Origin of the sequence: Streptacidiphilus rugosus AM-16 (assembly GCF_000744655.1) — a bacterium.
Taxonomy (GTDB): Bacteria; Actinomycetota; Actinomycetes; order Streptomycetales; family Streptomycetaceae; genus Streptacidiphilus; species Streptacidiphilus rugosus.
The window spans coordinates 2,323,641-2,341,483 of sequence record NZ_JQMJ01000004.1 but is presented as its reverse complement, the minus strand read 5'-3'; the positions used below and the strand labels follow the sequence as shown (position 1 = coordinate 2,341,483).

The window sequence follows — 17,843 nt, the reverse complement described above, 5'->3', positions numbered from 1 at the left end:
GCCTGGTCCCGGGCGAGACTGGGTGCCGCTCCGTCCTGCGATCGCTTCCTTTCCTCTCTCAGCTCGCCTGTCCGCGCCCTGCGCCTGCGGGTCTGATCACGACCTCGCTGCCGATGGGTACGAAGCCCACGGCCAGGAACGACCGCAGCGAGCGGGCGTTGCCCGGGGAGACGGCGGCGAAGACCGGTTCCCCGGAGGGGATCAGCGTCAGGGCGTCGCGCAGCAGGGAGCGGCCGTCGCCCTTGCCGTGGCGCGCCGCCTCCGGCAGCTCGACGCTCAACTCCGGGCGTCCGGCCAGGCCGGCGCTCAGCGTCACGAAGCCGCGTTCGTCGCCGAAGACCCGCACCTCCTCCCGCAGTTCGCGGGCGTAGCGGACGCGCGCGTGCGCGTCGTGCTCCGTCGTCACGGGCAGCGCCGCGCGCTCGCCGGGGCGGCCGGTGCCGTGGGCGACGAGGGAGGCGTCCAGGCAGCCGATCCACCCGTCGGGGCCGGCCAGCCAGCGCAGGAAGTCGGGACCGGCCGAGCCGCCGAACCCGTCCGGCCCCTGCGCCCGCACCTCCTCCGCGCTGCGCGCGGTGGCGACCACGGCGTGCCCGGTGAACGCGAACGAACAGCCCAGCCCGTTCCGCAACGGCGGCAGCACTTCCACCTCGCCGTCCACCGCGGGAAAGCGCCCGTCGGCGGCGTCGAGGAGCAGCGTGAGCAGCGCATGCGGGTCGTCGGCAAGATCGACTGGAGCCATCGCGCCAGCGTAGTCCAGAAAATCAAGCAAGCACGCTTGATTGTTTCTTGTCCCGCTGCCAGGCTGGTTCTGCCGCGCTGTGCCACGCCAGAGGTGAGGGGAGAGTCGCCGTGCCCGAAGGGCCGTTGCGGGTCGGGAACGCGTCCGGTTTCTACGGGGACCGCTTCGACGCGGTGCGCGAGATGCTGACCGGCGGGCCGCTGGACGTGCTGACCGGGGACTATCTCGCCGAGCTGACCATGCTGATCCTCGGGCGGGACCGGCTGAAGGATCCGTCGCTCGGCTATGCCAGGACGTTTCTGCGCCAGATGGAGGAGTGCCTCGGCCTCGCGCTGGACCGGCGGGTGCGGATCGTCGTGAACGCCGGCGGGCTCAACCCCGCCGGGCTCGCGGACCGGCTGCGGGAGCTCGCCGAGCGGCTCGGTCTCGGGGCCGCGCGGATCGCGCACGTGGAGGGGGACGACGTCCTCGCCACCGTCCGCGCGCAGCGGCCCGACGCGCTCGCGGCCAACGCCTACCTCGGCGGCTGGGGCATCAGCGCCTGCCTGGGCGCCGGCGCGGACGTCGTGGTCACCGGCAGGGTCACCGACGCCGCCCTGGTCAGCGGGGCCGCCGCCGCGCACTTCGGCTGGGCCGCCGACGACTGGGACCGGCTCGCCGGGGCCGTCGTCGCCGGGCACGTGCTGGAGTGCGGGACGCAGGCGACCGGGGGGAACTTCTCCTTCTTCCACGAGATCCCCGGCGGCCTCGGCCACCCCGGCTTCCCGCTCGCCGAGATCCACGCCGACGGCTCGGCCGTGATCACCAAGCACCCGGGCACCGGCGGCGCGGTGACCACGGAGACCGTCACCGCCCAGCTCCTCTACGAGACCGGCCCCGCCCGCTACGCGGGCCCCGACGTGACCGCCAGGCTCGACAGCGTGCGGCTCGCCCCCGACGGCCCGGATCGGGTGCTGATCCACGGCGTGCGCGGCGAGGCCCCGCCGCCCACCCTCAAGGTCGGCGTGAACCGTCTGGGCGGCTGGATCGGCGAGGCCCTCTTCGTGCTGACCGGGCTCGACATCGAGGAGAAGGCCGAGTTGATGAGGAGTCAACTCGACACGAGCCTCGGCAAGAGCCGTCCCGCCGAGCTCCGCTGGACGCTGGCCCGCACCGACCACTCCGACGCCGCCACCGAGGAGGAGGCCAGCGCACTGCTGCGGCTGGTCGCCCGCGACCCCGACGCCGCCCTGGTCGGCCGGGCGGTCTCCGCCGCGCCGATCGAGCTGGCGCTGGCCGGCTATCCCGGCTTCCACCTCGCCGGGATGCCGCAGAAGGGCACGCCCTACGGCATCTTCGAGGCGCTCGAGGCGGACCCGGCCGACACCCCGCACACGGCCGTGCTGCCCGACGGCACCCGCCGCGCCGTCCCGGCCGCACCCGCGTCCCTGCCGCTGGAGCCGCTGCCCGACCCCGAACTCCCGCCGCCACCCGTCCCCGGCGGTCCGACCCGCCGTGCGCCGCTCGGCCTGGTCGCGGGCGCGCGCAGCGGGGACAAGGGCGGCAACGCCAACATCGGCGTCTGGGCCCGCAGCGACGCCGGCTGGCGCTGGCTCGCGCACACCCTCACCACCGCCGCGCTGCGCGAACTCCTGCCCGAGACGGCCGGTCTGACCGTCACCCGCACGCTGCTGCCGAACCTTCGCGCGCTCAACTTCACCGTCGAGGGGATCCTCGGCGAGGGCGTCGCCTCGCGGGCCCGCTTCGACCCGCAGGCCAAGGCCCTCGGCGAGTGGCTGCGCGCCCGGCACCTCGACATCCCGGAGGCCCTGCTGTGACCGTTCTGTCCACCGGCGTCGACCCGCACGGCGCGGACTTCGCCGCGCACCGCGCGGCGATGCTGGAGAAGCTGGCCGAACTCGACACCGAGCAGGCCAAGGCCGTCGCCGGCGGCGGCCCCAAGTACGTGGACCGCCACCGGGCCCGCGGCAAGCTGCTGCCGCGCGAACGGATCGAGCTGCTGATCGACCCGGACAGCCCGTTCCTGGAACTGTCCACGCTCGCCGCCTGGGGCAGCGAGTACCCGGTCGGCGCGGGCATGGTCACCGGGATCGGGCGGATCGAGGGCACCGAGTGCCTGATCACCGCCAACGACCCGACCGTGCGCGGCGGGGCGAGCAACCCGTGGACGCTGAAGAAGGCGCTGCGCTGCCACCAGATCGCGCTGGAGAACCGGCTGCCGCTGGTCAGCCTGGTCGAGTCCGGCGGCGCCGACCTGCCCAGCCAGAAGGAGATCTTCATCCCCGGCGGGGCGATATTCCGCGACCTCACCCGCCTCTCCGCCGCCGGAATCCCGACCGTCGCCGTCGTCTTCGGCAACTCCACCGCGGGCGGCGCCTACGTCCCCGGCATGTCCGACCACGTCGTGATGATCGACGAGCGGTCCAAGGTGTTCCTCGGCGGCCCGCCGCTGGTCAAGATGGCGACGGGCGAGGAGAGCGACGACGAGTCGCTGGGCGGCGCGCGGATGCACGCCCGCGTCTCCGGCCTGGCCGACCACTTCGCCGCCGACGAGGCCGACGCGATCCACCGGGCCCGGCGGATCGTCGCCCGGCTGGAGTGGCGCAAGCAGGGGCCGGGACCGGCCACCGCCCTGGTCGAGCCGCCCAAGTACGACGAGGAGGAGCTGCTCGGCATCGTCCCCTCCGACCTGCGGCAGCCCTTCGACCCGCGGGAGGTCATCGCCCGCGTCGTGGACGGCTCCGACTTCGACGAGGTCAAGCCGCTGTACGGGCCGAGCCTGGTCACCGGCTGGGCGCGGATCCACGGCTATCCCGTCGGCATCCTGGCCAACGCGCAGGGCGTGCTGTTCAGCGCGGAGGCGCAGAAGGCGACCCAGTTCATCCAGTGGGCGAACCAGCGCGACATCCCGCTGCTCTTCCTGCACAACACCACCGGCTACATGGTCGGCCGCGAGTACGAGCAGGGCGGCATCATCAAGCACGGCGCGATGATGATCAACGCGGTCTCCAACTCCCGCGTCCCGCACCTGTCGCTGCTGATCGGCGCCTCCTACGGCGCGGGCCACTACGGGATGTGCGGCCGCGCCTACGACCCGCGCTTCCTCTTCGCCTGGCCCAGCGCCAAGTCGGCGGTGATGGGGCCGCAGCAGCTCGCCGGGGTGCTCTCGATCGTGGCCCGCGCCTCGGCCGTCGCCCGCGGTCAGGCCTACGACGAGGAGGCAGACGCCGGTCTGCGCGCCATGGTGGAGCAGCAGATCGAGGCCGAGTCGCTGCCGATGTTCCTCTCCGGCCGCCTCTACGACGACGGCGTGATCGACCCGCGCGACACCAGGACCGTCCTCGGCCTCTGCCTCTCCGCCGTCCACGGCGCGCCGATCGAGGGCGCACGCGGCGGCTACGGCGTCTTCCGGATGTGAGCGCGATGACCGTGAGCGCGATGACCAACACCCCTGCAGCCAAGAGGAACGCCGTGATCAGCTCCGTCCTGGTGGCCAACCGCGGCGAGATCGCCCGACGCGTCTTCCGCAGCTGCCGCGAGCTCGGCATCGGCACCGTGGCCGTCTTCGCCGACCCGGACGCCGACGCGCCCCACGTCCGCGAGGCCGACGCCGCCGTCCGGCTGCCGGGCGCGGCGCCCGCCGACACCTACCTGCGCACCGACCTGATCCTGGCCGCCGCCCGCGCCGCCGGGGCCGACGCGGTCCACCCCGGCTACGGCTTCCTCTCCGAGAGCGCCGAGTTCGCGAGCGCGGTACTGGACGCCGGACTGGTCTGGATCGGCCCGCCGCCCGCCGCGATCGCCGCGATGGGCGTCAAGACCCGGGCCAAGGAGCTGATGGCCGCGGCCGGCGTGCCGGTGCTGACGGCCGCCCCGCCCGAGGCGCTGACCGCGGCCGACCTGCCGCTGCTGGTCAAGGCCGCGGCCGGAGGCGGCGGTCGCGGCATGCGCGTCGTGCGGGAACTCGGCGTGCTGGAAGCGGAGCTGGCGGCTGCGCGGGCCGAGGCGCTGGCCGCGTTCGGCAGCGACGAGGTCTTCGTCGAGCCGTACGTGGAGACGGGCCGCCACGTCGAGGTGCAGCTGCTCGCCGACGCGCACGGCACGGTCTGGGCGGTCGGCGAGCGTGACTGCTCGATCCAGCGGCGGCACCAGAAGGTCGTCGAGGAGTCGCCCGCCCCGCTACTCGCCGAGGACACCCGGGACCGGCTGCACGAGGCGGCCCGGGCGGCCGCGCGGGCGATCGGCTACGTCGGGGCCGGCACGGCCGAGTTCCTGCTCGCGCCGGACGGACGCTTCTGCTTCCTTGAGATGAACACCAGGCTCCAGGTGGAGCACCCGGTCACCGAGTGCGTCACCGGCCTGGACCTGGTCCGGCTGCAGCTCCTGGTCGCCGAGGGCGGTCGGCTGCCCACGGCCGAGCCGCCCGCGCCGCGCGGGCACGCCGTGGAGGTCCGCCTCTACGCGGAGGACCCGGCCCACGACTGGCAGCCGCAGACCGGAACCCTGGAGCGGCTGGAACTCCCCGGCGTCACGGCCCGCTTCACGCCCCCGCGCGCGGGGGAGGAGGCGGGACTGAGGCTCGACGCGGGCGTCGAGGACGGCAGCGCCGTCGGCGTCCACTACGACGCGATGCTCGCCAAGGTCATCGCCTGGGCCCCGACCCGCGAGGAGGCCGCCAGGCGCCTCGCCGGCGCGCTGGCGCGGGCCCGGGTGCACGGATTGACCACCAACACGGACCTGCTGGTCCGGGTGCTGCGGCACCCCGAGTTCCTGGCCGGACGGGTCGACACCGCCTTCCTGGCGCGCCACGACCTCGCCGGGGCGGGGCCCGACAAGGACGCCGTCGCGCTCTCCGCGCTGGCCGCCGCCCTGGCGGACGCCGCGGCCTGCCGGACGCCGCTCGGCGGCGGCTGGCGCAACGTTCCGGCGCAGCCGCAGATCAAGCGGTACGCGGTGGAGGGCGTCGAGCACGAGGTCCGCTACCGCGAGACGCGCGGCGGCCTGGTCGCCGAGACCCATCCCGGCGTGGCCCTGGTCGCCTCCACGCCCGAGGCCGTGGTGCTCGAACTCGACGGCGTGCGGCGGACCTTCGAGGTCGCCCGCTACGGCGCGCTGGTCCAGGTCGACTCGCCGCTCGGCGCGGTCGCGCTCACCGCCCTGCCCCGCTTCCCCGAGCCGGAGCGGGAGACGGCCGCCGGCTCGCTGCTCGCGCCGATGCCCGGCACCGTGGTCCGCGTCGAGGCGGCGGTGGGGGACCGGGTCAGCGCCGGCCAGCCGCTGCTCTGGCTGGAGGCCATGAAGATGCAGCACCGCGTCACCGCACCGGCGGACGGCGTGGTCACCGAACTGCGCGTGGGCGTCGGCCTCCAGGTCGACACCGGCGCACTGCTCGCCGTGATCGGCGAGCTCCCGGACAGCGACGAAGACAGCAACGGCAGCACCACGACCCCGGAGGGGACCCCGCAGCCATGACGACCTCGCACACCACCTTCGACAGCACCTTCGTGGAATCCGAGGAACGCCGCGACCTGCGCGCCGCGGTGCGCGCGCTCGGCACCCGCTACGGCCTCGAGTACAGCCTCGCCTGCGGCAAGGAGCACCGGCCCGCCGACGAACTCTGGTACGAGGCGGGCAAGCTGGGCTTCCTCGGCGTCAACCTGCCCACCGAGTACGGGGGCGGCGGCGCGGGCATCCAGGAGCTCGCCCTGGTGCTGGAGGAGTTGGGCGCGGCCGGCTGCCCGCTGCTGATGCTGGTGGTCACCCCGGCGATCTGCGGCAGCATCCTGGCCCGCTTCGGCACCGACGAGCAGAAGCAGCAGTGGCTCCCCGGTTTCGCCGACGGCACCCGTCGGATGGCCTTCGCCATCACCGAGCCCGACGCCGGCTCCAACGCCCACCGGCTCACCACCACGGCCCGCCGCGACGGCTCGGACTGGCTGCTCACCGGCCGCAAGGTCTTCATCTCGGGGGTGGACGCGGCGGACGCGACCCTCGTCGTCGGGCGCACCGAGGACGCGCGCACCGGCAAGCTGAAGCCGGCGCTGTTCATCGTGCCGAGGGAGACCCCCGGCTTCGAGTACCGGCCCATCGACATGGAACTGCAGATGCCCGAGCGGCAGTTCCAGCTCTTCCTGGACGACGTCCGCCTGCCCGCCGACGCGCTGGTCGGCGACGAGGACGCGGGCCTGCTCCAGCTCTTCGCCGGGCTCAACCCGGAGCGGATCATGGCGGCGGCCTACTCGCTGGGCATGTCGCGCCTGGCTCTCGACAAGGCGGTCGACTACGCGAAGCGCCGGACGGTCTGGGACACCCCGATCGGCGCGCACCAGGGGCTGGCGCACCCGCTGGCGCAGATCAGGATCGAGCTGGAACTGGCCCGTCTGATGACGCAGAAGGCCGCCTTCCTCTACGACGCGGGCGACGACTTCGGCGCGGGCGAGGCGGCGAACATGGCCAAGTACGCGGGTGCGGAGGTGGCGGTCCGCGCCGTGGACCAGGCGGTGCAGACGCTCGGCGGCAACGGCCTGGCGAGCGAGTACGGTCTCGGTGCGCTGATCGCGGGCGTCAGGGTCGGGCGGATCGCGCCGGTCAGCCGGGAGATGATCCTCAACTTCGTCGCCCAGCACACGCTGGGGCTGCCCAAGTCGTACTAGCGGCCACGCTCCCCGCCATCCCCGCCTTCCTCGGGCGGAGGCCTGGCGCACGGCGGACGCCGAGGCCGACGCCCCGGTCGGGTCTTGCGCCGGAGCCTTCCCGTTCCGGCCGGGCCCCGAGGCCGGGGACGGTCCCGCCCGGTCGCACCGGCCCCGGCCCGTGGCCCGTCGTCGTGCGGAGCCCTCCTCCCCGAGAGCGCCCCGGCGCTCGTGCGGGAGGGGGGAAGACGCACCGTAGAGTTCGTCGCGGAAAGGAACAGCCCGTGTCGCCACAGTCCGTCGCCGCAGCTCCCGCCCCCTCCCGGGCGCCCAAGCAGGACCGCAGCCGTGCCACGCGGCAGCGGCTGCTGGAGGCGGCCGTCGACTGCCTCGCGGAGGTGGGCTGGTCCGGCAGCACGGTGGCGGTCGTCGCGGAGCGGGCCGGGGTCTCCCGGGGCGCGGCGCAGCACCACTTCCCGACCAGGGAGGACCTCTTCACCGCCGCCGTCGAGCACGTCGCGGTCCAGCGCCGCGCCGAGCTCGACGCCCGCGCGGCGGCGCTGCCCGCGCGCGGCGCGAACCGCACCCAGGCGGTGGTCGGCATGCTGGTCGACCTCTACACCGGCCCGCTGTTCCGCGCCGCGCTCCAGCTCTGGGTCGCGGTCAGCACCGACGACCAGCTCCGCCCCCGCGTCCTGGAACTCGAGTCCCGCGTGGGCCGCGAGGTCCACCGCACCGCGGTCGCCCTCCTCGGTGCGGACGAGTCCCGCCCGGGCGTCCGGGAAACCGTCCAGGCCACCCTCGACATGGCCCGCGGCCTCGGCCTCGCCGACATCCTCAGCGACGACGGAGCACGGCGCGCACGGATCGTGCGCCAGTGGTCCCGCATCCTCGACGCGGAACTCGCCGACCCGATCGGGTGAACACGACCTGACTCTCCGGTGCGGCTCGCGACGGTCCGTAAAGCTGGTCGTCGACATCGAGGGGGTGCAGCATGAGTGCTATGGCGTTCGACATCGAGCCGGCGACGGCTGAGCTCCTCCTGAACGACTTCCTCGGCCTGGAGACCCCGGAGGGCTTCAGGGCCGAGCTTGTCGAAGGGAAGATCGTCGTGTCCCCTGCTCCTGACGGGGACCACGAGGACTACATCAGCACGATCCTGGAGCAGGTGTTCCGGGATTCCCGGGTTCGGATGAGCTGCTCGGGAAACAAGGGTCTGCAGATGTCGAGTGCTGTCGTGGAACCGAAGAACCACGTGCTTCCGGACATCACGATCGCGCCGCGCGAGCTCCGCCTCTTTCGGGGTGCGCCGTCGTGGATGCCGAGCAAGGGTGTGGCGATGGTCGTCGAGGTGACGAGTACTCGCCCCACGGACGACCGCATCGTCAAGCGCCATAGCTATGCCCGCGCCTGGATCCCGCTCTACCTCGTCGTCGACCGCGAAGAGGAACGTGTGATCCTCTACAGCCAGCCGGACAAGGACGACTACTCGGTGGGGGAGTCGATCCCCTTCGGCGATCCGGTGCTGCTGCCCGAGCCCTTCGGCTTCTCGCTGGACACCAGCGACTTCCTCTGACCGCCCGTCGGCTCGAACCCTGCCGGGGCGTGGAAGGCGGCGCGGCGGGAGGCGCGGCGGAGGGAGAGGAGGACGGCGCGGCCGAGGGTGAGGCAGAGGACGGCGGTGAGGGCGCAGCGCATCAGGTCCCAGCCCATGGCCGTGGTGAGGTGGTAGAGCACGAAGCGGGCCAGGTTCGCGGCGAACGGGTCGCCGGGGACGAAGGAGATGGAGCTGCTCAGGCCCGCGATGTAGGGCCAGCCCTGGAGGTCCATGATCAGGCCGTAGAGCTCCGCCGAGACCGCGCCGTAGGCGGCCAGCAGCCACAGCTCGCGGCGGCCGCGCAGCGACGCCGGGCCGGGGAGCAGGCCCGCGCCCAGGCAGACCCAGCCCATGGCGAGCATCTGGAACGGCAGCCAGGGGCCGACGCCGCCGGTCAGCAGCGCCGAGGCGAACAGGGTGACGTTGCCGAGGACGAAGCCGAAGCCCGGCCCGAGGACCCGTCCGGCGAGCACCATCAGGAAGAAGGTCGGCTCCAACCCCGCCGTTCCCGCCCCGAGCGGGCGCAGCGCGGCGCCCGCCGCCGCGAGGACGCCCAGCAGGGCGATGGACTTCGCGTCCAGACCGGCCTGCCCGCCGGTCGCGCTGCGGCCCTCCGCGATCTGGGCGACGACCACGGCGAGCAGCAGCGGGAGCAGCGCGGCGAACAGCCAGGGCGCGTCGGTCGAGTGCGCCGCCAGCGCCGAGCGCGGGGAGGCGAGCAGCGGCCAGCCGAAGGCGACCAGGCCGAGCGCCGAGACGGTGACGAGCAGGGCGGTCGAGCGGCGGCCGAGCGGGACGGGGCGGTTCAGTTCCGGGTGCTTCATGACGGCAGGCCCAGCGCCTCGGTCACCTGGCCGACCGTCAGCCACGGGCCGGCTCCGACGATCTTCGCCACCTGCGGGGCGAAGGCGGGGGAGGAGACCACGACCTCGTCCGTCGGACCGTCGGCGACGACCTCGCCCTCGGCCAGGATCACCGTGCGGTGCGCCAGCTCCGCCGCGAGCTCCACGTCGTGGGTGGCCAGCAGCACGCCGTGGCCGGCCGCGGCGAGGTCGCGCAGGATCTCGACCAGGCGCGCCTTCGCGGCGTAGTCCAGGCCGCGCGTCGGCTCGTCCAGCAGCACCAGCCCCGGACGGGCGGTCAGCACCACGGCGAGGGCGAGGGTCAGCCGCTGGCCCTCGGAGAGATCGCGCGGGTGGAGGTCGTCCGCGATGCCGGGGAGCAGCCGCTCGACCAGGGCCCGGCAGGCGCCGTCCGCCGCGCCGCCGTCGGCGTCCGCCGCCGTGCACTCGGCCGCGACGGAGTCGCAGTACAGCAGGTCGCGCGGCTCCTGCGGGACCAGGCCGACCCGGCGCAGCAGCGCGGCGGGAGCGGTCCGGTGCGGGGTGAGGGCGCCGACGCGGACGGCGCCGCCGGTCGGGGCGTGCAGGCCGACGAGCGCGCCCAGCAGGGTGGACTTGCCCGCCCCGTTGCGGCCCATCAGTGCGGTGATCTCGCCCGCCCGGAAGGCCAGGGAGACGCTGTTGAGCGCCTGCACCTGGTCGCGGCGGACGAGCACCCGGTCGAGCGAGGCCAGCGGTTCGCCTGCCGGAAGGGGAGCCGCTGCGGGCGGCGCCGCGCCCGCCAGCCGCTCGCGCAGCTGCGCCGCCCTGCGCCGCGCGTCGCGGACCGAGAGCGGCAGCGGGCTCCAGCCCGCCGCCCGGCCCAGCGCGACGACCGGCGGGTGCACCGGTGAGAGAGCCATCACCTCGGCGGGTTCGCCGACCACCGGCGGCCGACCGCCGCCCGGCAGCAGCACGACCTGGTCCGCGTACTGCACCACGCGCTCCAGCCGGTGCTCGGCGAGCAGCACGGTGGTGCCGAGGTCGTGCACCAGCCGCTGCAACACGGCCAGCACCTCCTCCGCCGCGCCGGGGTCCAGCGCGGAGGTCGGCTCGTCCAGGACCAGCACCTTCGGATGGACCGTCAGCACCGAGCCGATCGCCACCCGCTGCTGCTGCCCGCCGGAGAGCGTCGCCGGCGGCCGGTCCCGCAGTTCGGCGAGGCCCAGCAGGTCCAGCGTCTCCTCGACCCTGCGGCGCATCACCTCGGGCGCGAGGCCCAGCGACTCCATGCCGTAGGCGAGCTCGTCCTCCACGGTGTCGGTGACGAAGTGCGCCAGCGGGTCCTGCCCGACGGTGCCGACCACGTCGGCCAGGTCACGGGGCCGGTGCGTGCGGGTGTCCCGTCCGGCCACGGTCACCCGGCCGCGCAGCACGCCGCCGGTGAAGTGCGGTACCAGCCCGCTCACCGCGCCGAGCAGCGTCGACTTGCCCGAGCCCGACGGCCCGACCAGCAGACAGAGCTCGCCCTCGGGGATCTCCAGGTCGACGCCGGACAGCGCGGGCGCGGCCGCGTCGGCGTACTGGACGGACACGTCCTCGAAGCGGATCACGTCCGGGCCTCCTTCCTGGCGGGCTGCCGCGGGGCCGGGGCGACGAAGGCCGGCAGCAGCCCGACCAGCACGACCGCCGCGGGCAGCAGCGGAAAGGCCGGTGCGGCCAGCGGCACCGGCGGGGGATTGAGAACGTCGGCATAGGCGTCGCCGCAGAGCACCATGCCGGCCGCGACGGCGGCACCCGAGCCGGCGACCAGCCAGGCGCGCAGGTCCCACCGGTCGGGGCGGTAGCGGGTGCGGACGGCGCGGCGTCCGCCGAGCAGCAGGCCGCCCGCCGCGGCGAGCACGCCGACGGCCAGCAGCGGCAGCGCCCAGGTCGCGCCGTCCGCACCGAGCAGGCCGTAGGCGGCGACGCAGCAGCCGAGCAGTCCGGCCAGCGTCAGCGCGGCCGTGGTGAGCCTGACCCGGCGCGGCACGTCGGCCTGACGGCCGAAGCCGCGGGTGTCCATCGCCGCCGCCAGGTTGACCGAGCGTTCCAGCGCGCCCTCCAGCACCGGGACGCCGATGGTCAGCAGCGCCTTGACGCCTTTCTCCGACCGGCCGCGCAGGCGCCGGGCGGCGCGCAGCCGCTGGGTGTCGGCGACCAGGTTGGGCGCGAAGGTCAGCGCCACCACCACGGCGACGCCCGCCTCGTAGAGCGCGCCGGGCAGGGAGCGCAGCAGCCGCGCCGGGTTGGCCAGCGCGTTCGCCGCGCCGACGCAGGCCAGCAGTACGGCCAGCCGCAGCGCGCCGTAGGTGGCGAAGAGCAGGCCCTCCAGGCTGACCGGCCCGCCCAGCTGCACGCCCTTCGCCCAGTCCGGCAGCGGGATCTGCGGCAGCGTGAACAGGATGTGCGTCCCTGGGATCGGCGAGCCGAGCAGGGTGAAGGCGACCACCCTGATCCCCAGCACCAGCAGCCCGATCCGCAGGAAGACCCCGTAGGAGCGGGCCCATGGCGCGTCGGTGCGGCGCGCGGCCACGACGTAGCCCGCCACGGCCGCGACGAGGAGCAGCAGCAGCGGGTTGGTGGTCCGCGAGGCGGCCGTGGCGAGCCCGAGGGCCCACAGCCACCAGGCGCCGGGATGCAGGGAGTGCTTCATGTCGTGGAGGGTCAGCCGGTCGGGGAGTCAGTTGCCGTTCGCACGGCGGCGGTTGCGCCACCACGCGGCCCCGCCCAGGGCCACGACGAGCGCCGCGCCGGCCGCCCAGCCGACGACCGGGGCGGACGAGCCGCCGGACTTCGGGGCGGCGGCCGCGGGTGGGGCGGAGCCGTTGTCGGCCACCGCCTCGCCGCAGCCCTGGGCCGGGTAGCCGGAGATCGCGCAGAGGATGCCGTTGCTGTCGTAGCGCAGCGGCGGCACGAGCTGGGCGAGCAGCTGTGCCGAACTGGCTTCGGTCGACAGGACGGCGCAGCCGGTCCGCTCGGCGGGTGCGCCGGAGTCGGTGCCGTAGTCGAGGACCACGGCGACCCGCTTCTTCCCGCTCACCGCCGGGGTCCTGGCGCAGAGCTCGGCGAAGGACGGCGTCGCGGCGCTGCGCGGCTGCACGGCGTGCGCGCTGTCCACGCTGACGCCGAAGCGCCATCCGTCGACCGATCCGTCGGCGGGGACGGCGGTGTTCGGCCCCTGCTGCTGGTAGCTCCAGCCGTTGCCGGCCCAGGACCAGAAGGACCAGTAGCGGTAGGCGGTCGCCGACGCGGGCCGGGCGAGCAGCAGCGGCAGCGCGAGCAGGGCGACGGCCAGAACGGCCGCCGCCCGTGCGGTGCGGGTGCGGATCAAGAGCGCTTGCCGCGGTTGCCGCGGGTGTAGCTGATGAACAGTCCGGCGCCGATGCTGGCGACCAGCACCACGCCGAAGATCCACCACGGCGAGCTGCCGCTGCTCTTCTTCGCGGGCGCGGCGGTCGCGGAGGCGGGGCTCGCCGGGCGCTCGCGACGCCCGGGGTCGCGGCGGGGGCCGGCCCGGTGCTCTCCAGCTGCGTCACCAGGTTGCTGGTGCCGAACTTCGTCGCGTCCACGCCGGTCGCCTGCGCCGCCAGGATCAGCAGCGAGAGGGCGCTCGGGCTGAGCGCGCCGGTCTGGTCGTGGGTCCACGCCTGGCCGTTCTGCTGCAGCCAGGTCATCGCGCCCTGCGCGTCCGAGAGCCGGCCCTGGTGGGCCAGCGCCATGACGGCCCACGAGGTGGCGGCGTAGTCGGGGCTGGGCGCGGCGCCGGCGAGCGCCTGGGTCAGGTGCTCCTGCCCGCCCTTGAGCTGTGCGGCGAGGTAGTTCGCGGCGGAGGCCGCGGAGTCGGTGCAGGCCGCGGTCGCGGCGGCGCTCGCGGTGGACGCGGCCACCGGCAGGAACGCCTGCTGGGCGCCGAGCGTGCCCTGCGCGCTGGCCAGACCGTTGGCGGCGAGCTTGCCGCTCTTGTCCGGCTGGTAGGCGAACGAGCCCTGCTGGGCCGCGGGCGCGGAGCAGCCGAGCTGGAACGCGGCCAGGCCCTGGACGGCGCTCTTGCCGTCCTTGGACACGGACGCCGGGTCGGTCTTGGCGGCGGCGAGCGCGGTGACGACCAGCGCGGTGGAGTTCGCGTCGCTGGCGGCCCCCGGGTTGTAGGACCAGCCGCCGTCCTTGTTCTGCACGTTCTTGTACCAGGCCACGGCCTTGGCCACGGCGGCGTCGTGCCCACCGAGCGCGGCCAGCGCCTGGACGGCGACGGCGGTGGCGTTGGTGTCCTCGGTGGCCGCGGTGCAGGGCTTGGCCGGGTCCGCGTTGTAGGAGGACCAGCCGCCGTCGGCGCACTGCTGCACGGTCAGCCAGTCCACGGCGGCCGCGGCCGGGGTGACGCCCTGGGTGTGCAGCGCGAGCAGGCTCAGCGACTGCCGCCAGACGCCGTCGTAGGTGGCGTCGCTCTTGCCGTAGAGCGCGGTCGGCAGCGGCGCGGGGCTCGCCGACGCGGCGAGCGCGGGGCCGGCTGCGCCGAGCAGGACGGCGGCGGAGAGTGCGACACCGCAGGCCGCCTTCGCGGCGGGGCGGACGGCGGAGAGCATGGCGGATGGAGCCTTTCGATGAGCGGTGGACGATCCGTAGCCTCGACGGTGCCGGGCCCTGACCGGGCACGGCGCGCCGCTCGCGTCCCCTGGCAGGTACTCCGGCTCTACGGTTGCGGGTCAGCGCCGGAATCCCACCGGCTTCCCCTGCTGGGACGCGGATCAAGTTGTGAGCCACACCTTAGCCTGCGTCGCGGGCGCTCCCAGAGGCCGGATCCTGTGGCCACGGTCACCCCGCGAGTGAGGCTGGGCGCGGGTGGGGCACGTCGTAGCAACGGGTGGGTGGCAACTCCCCAGGGGCGCGAGGAACTGCGCGCCTCCGGCGCGCGGGCGCGACGCCTTGGAGCAGAGGGCAGTTGCACTACCTCAGGGGCGCGAGGAGCTGCGCGACAAGCCACCCACGCAGGTGGAGCCCCGAACGTGCAGGGCCATCCGCCCCGGGGGGTTGCTCGCGCAGTTCCCCGCGCCCCTGAGGCACTGCCTGGTTGCTCGCCTGCTATCTCGCGTGGTAGCGGATCGGCTCCTCGTCGGTGACCGCTTCGGCGAGGCCCGTCTTCACCAGGCGGCGGAGGTGGGCCGCGGCCTCGGAGACCGCGAGGTGGCGGGCGAGGAAGCCGAGTTCGGACCAGGGGCGGTTCCAGTGCATGCCCTGGGCCGCCTGCCACAGGGTCAGCGGTTCGTCGCGCAGCTGGCTGTGCAGGTCGGCGAGGCGTTCCGCGTGGTGGTCCAGCAGGGTCTGCACGCGGCCCGGCGCGTCCGTGAAGCGGTACTGGTGGGCGGGGAGGATCTCCTCCGGCGCGAGCGCCGCGATCCGCTCCAGGGAGTCGAGGAAGTCGCCGAGCGGGTCCGTCGGCTCGTCCTGCGGGTTCTCCGGGTAGAGGCTCACCACCGGGCTGATCGTCGGCAGCAGGTGGTCGCCGCTCAGCAGCCGGGTTCTCGGCTTCTCGTCCAGGTAGAGGCAGACGTGTCCCGGCGTGTGGCCCGGCGTCCACATCACCCGGAGTTCGCGTCCCGGCACGCCCGCGCTCTCGCCGTGGACCAGTTCGCGGTCCGGCACCGCCGCGCCCAGCGTCGCCGGACCGTTCTCGGAGTCGCCGCCCCAGGACGCCAGCCCGTCGAGGTGCTCCTGCGGGATGCCCGCCGCCCGCATGGACCGGGCCATCCGGCCGATCCACTTCTCGGTCGGCACGTCGCGGATCGCCCGCACCACCGCCGCCTCGGCCTCGTGCATCGCGAGCCACGCCCCGGACGCCTCGCGGACGTGCGCGGAGAGGCCGTGGTGGTCGGGGTGGTGGTGGGTGATCAGCACTCCGTGGATGTCGGAGAGCGCGAAACCCGCCTGCCCGATGCCGGCGGCGAGGATCTCGCGGCCGGTCGGGTCGTCCCAGCCGGTGTCGACCAGGACCGGACCGCGCGCGCTCTCCAGCAGGTACACGAGCGTGTAGCGGAGCGGGCTGTCGGGGATCGGCACGGGAATGCTCCACACGCCGCCGCCCAAGTCCTGCACGGGCGGGAGGACCCGGTCGCGCCATGCCGCACGGTCGGGGGTGTCCTGCAGCACGGGGCCTCCTGAAATATGGAACACGTTCCTTGCGTCTTGCACCTAAGTGGGGAGGGTACTGCATGGGCATTGCCGCCTATAAGTAGAACTGGTATCAGTTCTCATGGAGTGGGACGGCCGCTTTCCGGTGTCCCGTGGGAGGAGAGATCGATGACCGACAGCGGTGGCGTCACCGAGTACGGCGAGCTCTACATCGGCGGTGCGCTGGTCGCACCGGCGGGCGGCGACGTGATCGAGGTGATCTCTCCGCACACCGAGGAGGTCATCGGACGCGTGCCGCACGCCTCCCGCGAGGACGTCGACCGGGCCGTCGCCGCCGCGCGCAGGGCCTTCGACGAGGGCCCCTGGCCCCGGATGAGCCTGGAGGAGCGGATCGAGGTCTGCACGCGGATCAAGGACGGCATCGCCGCCCGTGCCGACGAGATCGCCCGCGTCATCAGCTCCGAGAACGGCTCGCCGTACTCGTGGAGCATCCTGGCCCAGGCCTTCGGCCCGATGATGATCTGGGACGCCGCGATCGGCAACGCCCGCAAGGTGGTCCTCGAGGAGTACCGCAGCGGCGTGCTCAGCCCGATCCTGGTCCGACGCGAGCCGGTCGGCGTGGTGGCGGCGGTCGCGCCGTGGAACGTGCCGCAGTTCATCGCCGCCGCGAAGCTCGCCCCCGCGCTGCTGATGGGCTGCACGGTGGTGCTCAAGCCGTCGCCGGAGACGCCGCTCGACTCGTACCTGCTCGCCGAGATCGCCACCGAGGCCGGGCTGCCGGAGGGCGTCCTCAGCATCCTGCCCGCCGACCGCGAGGTCAGCGAGTACCTGGTCGGACACCCCGGCATCGACAAGGTCTCCTTCACCGGCTCCGTCGCGGCCGGCAAGCGCGTCATGGAGGTCGCCTCGCGCAACCTCACCCGGGTCACCCTGGAGCTGGGCGGCAAGTCCGCCGCGATCCTGCTCCCTGACGCGGATCTCGACGCCGCGGTGACCAACCTGATGGGCTCCTCCTACATGAACAACGGGCAGGCCTGCGTCGCGCTGACCCGAGTGCTGGCCCCCCGCTCCCGCTACGACGAGATCGCCGAGAAGATGGCGGCGGCCGTCAGCGCGCTGGTCGTCGGCGACCCGCTCGCGGCCGAGACCCAGATCGGCCCGCTGGTGGCCAAGCGCCAGCAGCAGCGGAACCTCGACTACATCCGGATCGGCCAGGAGGAGGGCGCGAAGGTCCTCACCGGCGGCGGGGTCCCGGCCGCGCAGCCGAAGGGCTGGTACGTGGAGCCGACGCTGCTGGGCTCGGTCGACAACCGGATGCGGGTCGCCCGCGAGGAGATCTTCGGCCCGGTGGTCTGCCTGCTGCCCTACGACGACGAGGCGGACGCGATCCGCATCGCCAACGACTCCGACTACGGCCTCTCCGGCAGTGTCTGGGCCGGCGACGCAGAGCACGGCGTGGAGATCGCCCGGCAGGTGCGGACCGGGACCTTCTCGGTCAACAGCTTCAGCCTGGACTTCAACGGCCCGTTCGGCGGCTTCAAGAACTCCGGCCTGGGCCGCGAGTTCGGTGTCGAGGGCCTGGCCGGCTTCCTTGAGGAGAAGACCATCAACCTGCCGCAGGGCTACGCCGTCCCCGGGGAGAGCTGATGGGCGACCGCTGGCGGGTCGAGGTCGACCGGGGGGTCTGCATCAGCGGCGGCTTCTGCGCGGCGAGCGCGCCGGAGGCGTTCCGGTTGGACTCGGCACGCCAGTCGCACCCGATCGAGGAGGAGATCGACGCCTCCGAGGCGGTCCTCGCCGCGGCGGAGAGCTGCCCGGTCGAGGCGATCCTCATCCAACTGGCGGAGACGGGGGACCCGGTTTTCCCCGACTAGGTTCAGTTG

At 74.1% G+C, this 17,843-nt stretch carries 15 protein-coding genes and 1 riboswitch; of the genes, 9 read left to right on the top strand and 6 right to left on the bottom strand.

The genetic code is table 11. The features are described 5' to 3' along the window. Nucleotides 1-58 precede the first annotated feature (58 nt). Nucleotides 59-742, bottom strand: coding sequence for a hypothetical protein (locus tag BS83_RS19700; protein WP_037605018.1), 684 nt, complete (start codon nt 740-742; stop codon nt 59-61). A 110-nt stretch (nt 743-852) separates the two neighbouring features. On the opposite strand from BS83_RS19700, the gene BS83_RS19695 reads away from it, so the two are divergent. From BS83_RS19695 to BS83_RS44035, 6 genes are all read left to right on the top strand, one after another. Beyond that, nucleotides 853-2,559, top strand: a complete 1,707-nt coding sequence (locus BS83_RS19695) for an acyclic terpene utilization AtuA family protein (RefSeq protein WP_037605017.1) — start codon at nt 853-855, stop codon at nt 2,557-2,559. Continuing rightward, a complete protein-coding gene (locus tag BS83_RS19690; RefSeq protein WP_037605016.1) occupies nt 2,556-4,160 on the top strand; it encodes an acyl-CoA carboxylase subunit beta in 1,605 nt (534 codons plus the stop codon). Before BS83_RS19695 ends, BS83_RS19690 begins: the two co-directional genes overlap by 4 nt. A gap of 20 nt (nt 4,161-4,180) precedes the next feature. Further along, the gene (locus BS83_RS19685; protein WP_198035265.1) at nt 4,181-6,214 is read left to right on the top strand and encodes an ATP-binding protein; all 2,034 of its coding nucleotides are present in this window, start codon (nt 4,181-4,183) and stop codon (nt 6,212-6,214) included. After that, the gene (locus BS83_RS19680; protein ID WP_037605015.1) at nt 6,211-7,395 is read left to right on the top strand and encodes an acyl-CoA dehydrogenase family protein; all 1,185 of its coding nucleotides are present in this window, start codon (nt 6,211-6,213) and stop codon (nt 7,393-7,395) included. Before BS83_RS19685 ends, BS83_RS19680 begins: the two co-directional genes overlap by 4 nt. Nucleotides 7,396-7,658: 263 nt before the next feature. Next, nucleotides 7,659-8,297, top strand: coding sequence for a TetR/AcrR family transcriptional regulator (locus BS83_RS19675; RefSeq protein ID WP_037605014.1), 639 nt, complete (start codon nt 7,659-7,661; stop codon nt 8,295-8,297). Between the two features lie 71 nt (nt 8,298-8,368). After that, nucleotides 8,369-8,950: a Uma2 family endonuclease gene (locus BS83_RS44035; RefSeq protein ID WP_084713711.1), complete on the top strand. Its 582-nt coding sequence runs from the start codon at nt 8,369-8,371 to the stop codon at nt 8,948-8,950. Here BS83_RS44035 and BS83_RS19665 read toward each other — a convergent pair. The 4 genes from BS83_RS19665 to BS83_RS19650 are packed head-to-tail and all read right to left on the bottom strand — an operon-like array spanning nt 8,860 to nt 13,165. Then, complete coding sequence (locus BS83_RS19665) at nt 8,860-9,795, bottom strand: ECF transporter S component (RefSeq protein WP_084713709.1); 936 nt, start codon at nt 9,793-9,795, stop codon at nt 8,860-8,862. The genes BS83_RS44035 and BS83_RS19665 overlap by 91 nt on opposite strands. Further along, nucleotides 9,792-11,405, bottom strand: coding sequence for an ABC transporter ATP-binding protein (locus tag BS83_RS19660; protein ID WP_037605012.1), 1,614 nt, complete (start codon nt 11,403-11,405; stop codon nt 9,792-9,794). The genes BS83_RS19665 and BS83_RS19660 overlap by 4 nt, the downstream gene beginning before the upstream one ends. Then, complete coding sequence (locus BS83_RS19655; protein ID WP_051943387.1) at nt 11,402-12,487, bottom strand: energy-coupling factor transporter transmembrane component T; 1,086 nt, start codon at nt 12,485-12,487, stop codon at nt 11,402-11,404. Before BS83_RS19655 ends, BS83_RS19660 begins: the two co-directional genes overlap by 4 nt. A gap of 27 nt (nt 12,488-12,514) precedes the next feature. Further along, on the bottom strand, nt 12,515-13,165 hold the full coding sequence (locus BS83_RS19650; protein WP_051943385.1) for an SCO2322 family protein: 651 nt from the start codon (nt 13,163-13,165) through the stop codon (nt 12,515-12,517). 185 nt (nt 13,166-13,350) lie between these two features. On the opposite strand from BS83_RS19650, the gene BS83_RS19645 reads away from it, so the two are divergent. Further along, on the top strand, nt 13,351-13,578 hold the full coding sequence (locus BS83_RS19645) for a hypothetical protein (protein ID WP_037605010.1): 228 nt from the start codon (nt 13,351-13,353) through the stop codon (nt 13,576-13,578). Between the two features lie 925 nt (nt 13,579-14,503). Further along, nucleotides 14,504-14,579: riboswitch (adenosylcobalamin-variant (AdoCbl-variant) riboswitch) on the bottom strand. Between the two features lie 334 nt (nt 14,580-14,913). On the opposite strand, the gene BS83_RS19640 is transcribed toward BS83_RS19645, so the two are convergent. Beyond that, on the bottom strand, nt 14,914-15,978 hold the full coding sequence (locus BS83_RS19640) for an MBL fold metallo-hydrolase (protein WP_232248425.1): 1,065 nt from the start codon (nt 15,976-15,978) through the stop codon (nt 14,914-14,916). A gap of 150 nt (nt 15,979-16,128) precedes the next feature. Here BS83_RS19640 and BS83_RS19635 point away from each other — a divergent pair, with 150 nt between their 5' ends. Next, nucleotides 16,129-17,607 carry an aldehyde dehydrogenase gene (locus BS83_RS19635; RefSeq protein ID WP_037605009.1) on the top strand — a complete coding sequence of 493 codons (1,479 nt, stop codon included), beginning with the start codon at nt 16,129-16,131 and terminating at the stop codon, nt 17,605-17,607. After that, nucleotides 17,607-17,834 carry a ferredoxin gene (locus tag BS83_RS19630; RefSeq protein ID WP_037605008.1) on the top strand — a complete coding sequence of 76 codons (228 nt, stop codon included), beginning with the start codon at nt 17,607-17,609 and terminating at the stop codon, nt 17,832-17,834. Before BS83_RS19635 ends, BS83_RS19630 begins: the two co-directional genes overlap by 1 nt. Nucleotides 17,835-17,843: the final 9 nt, after the last annotated feature.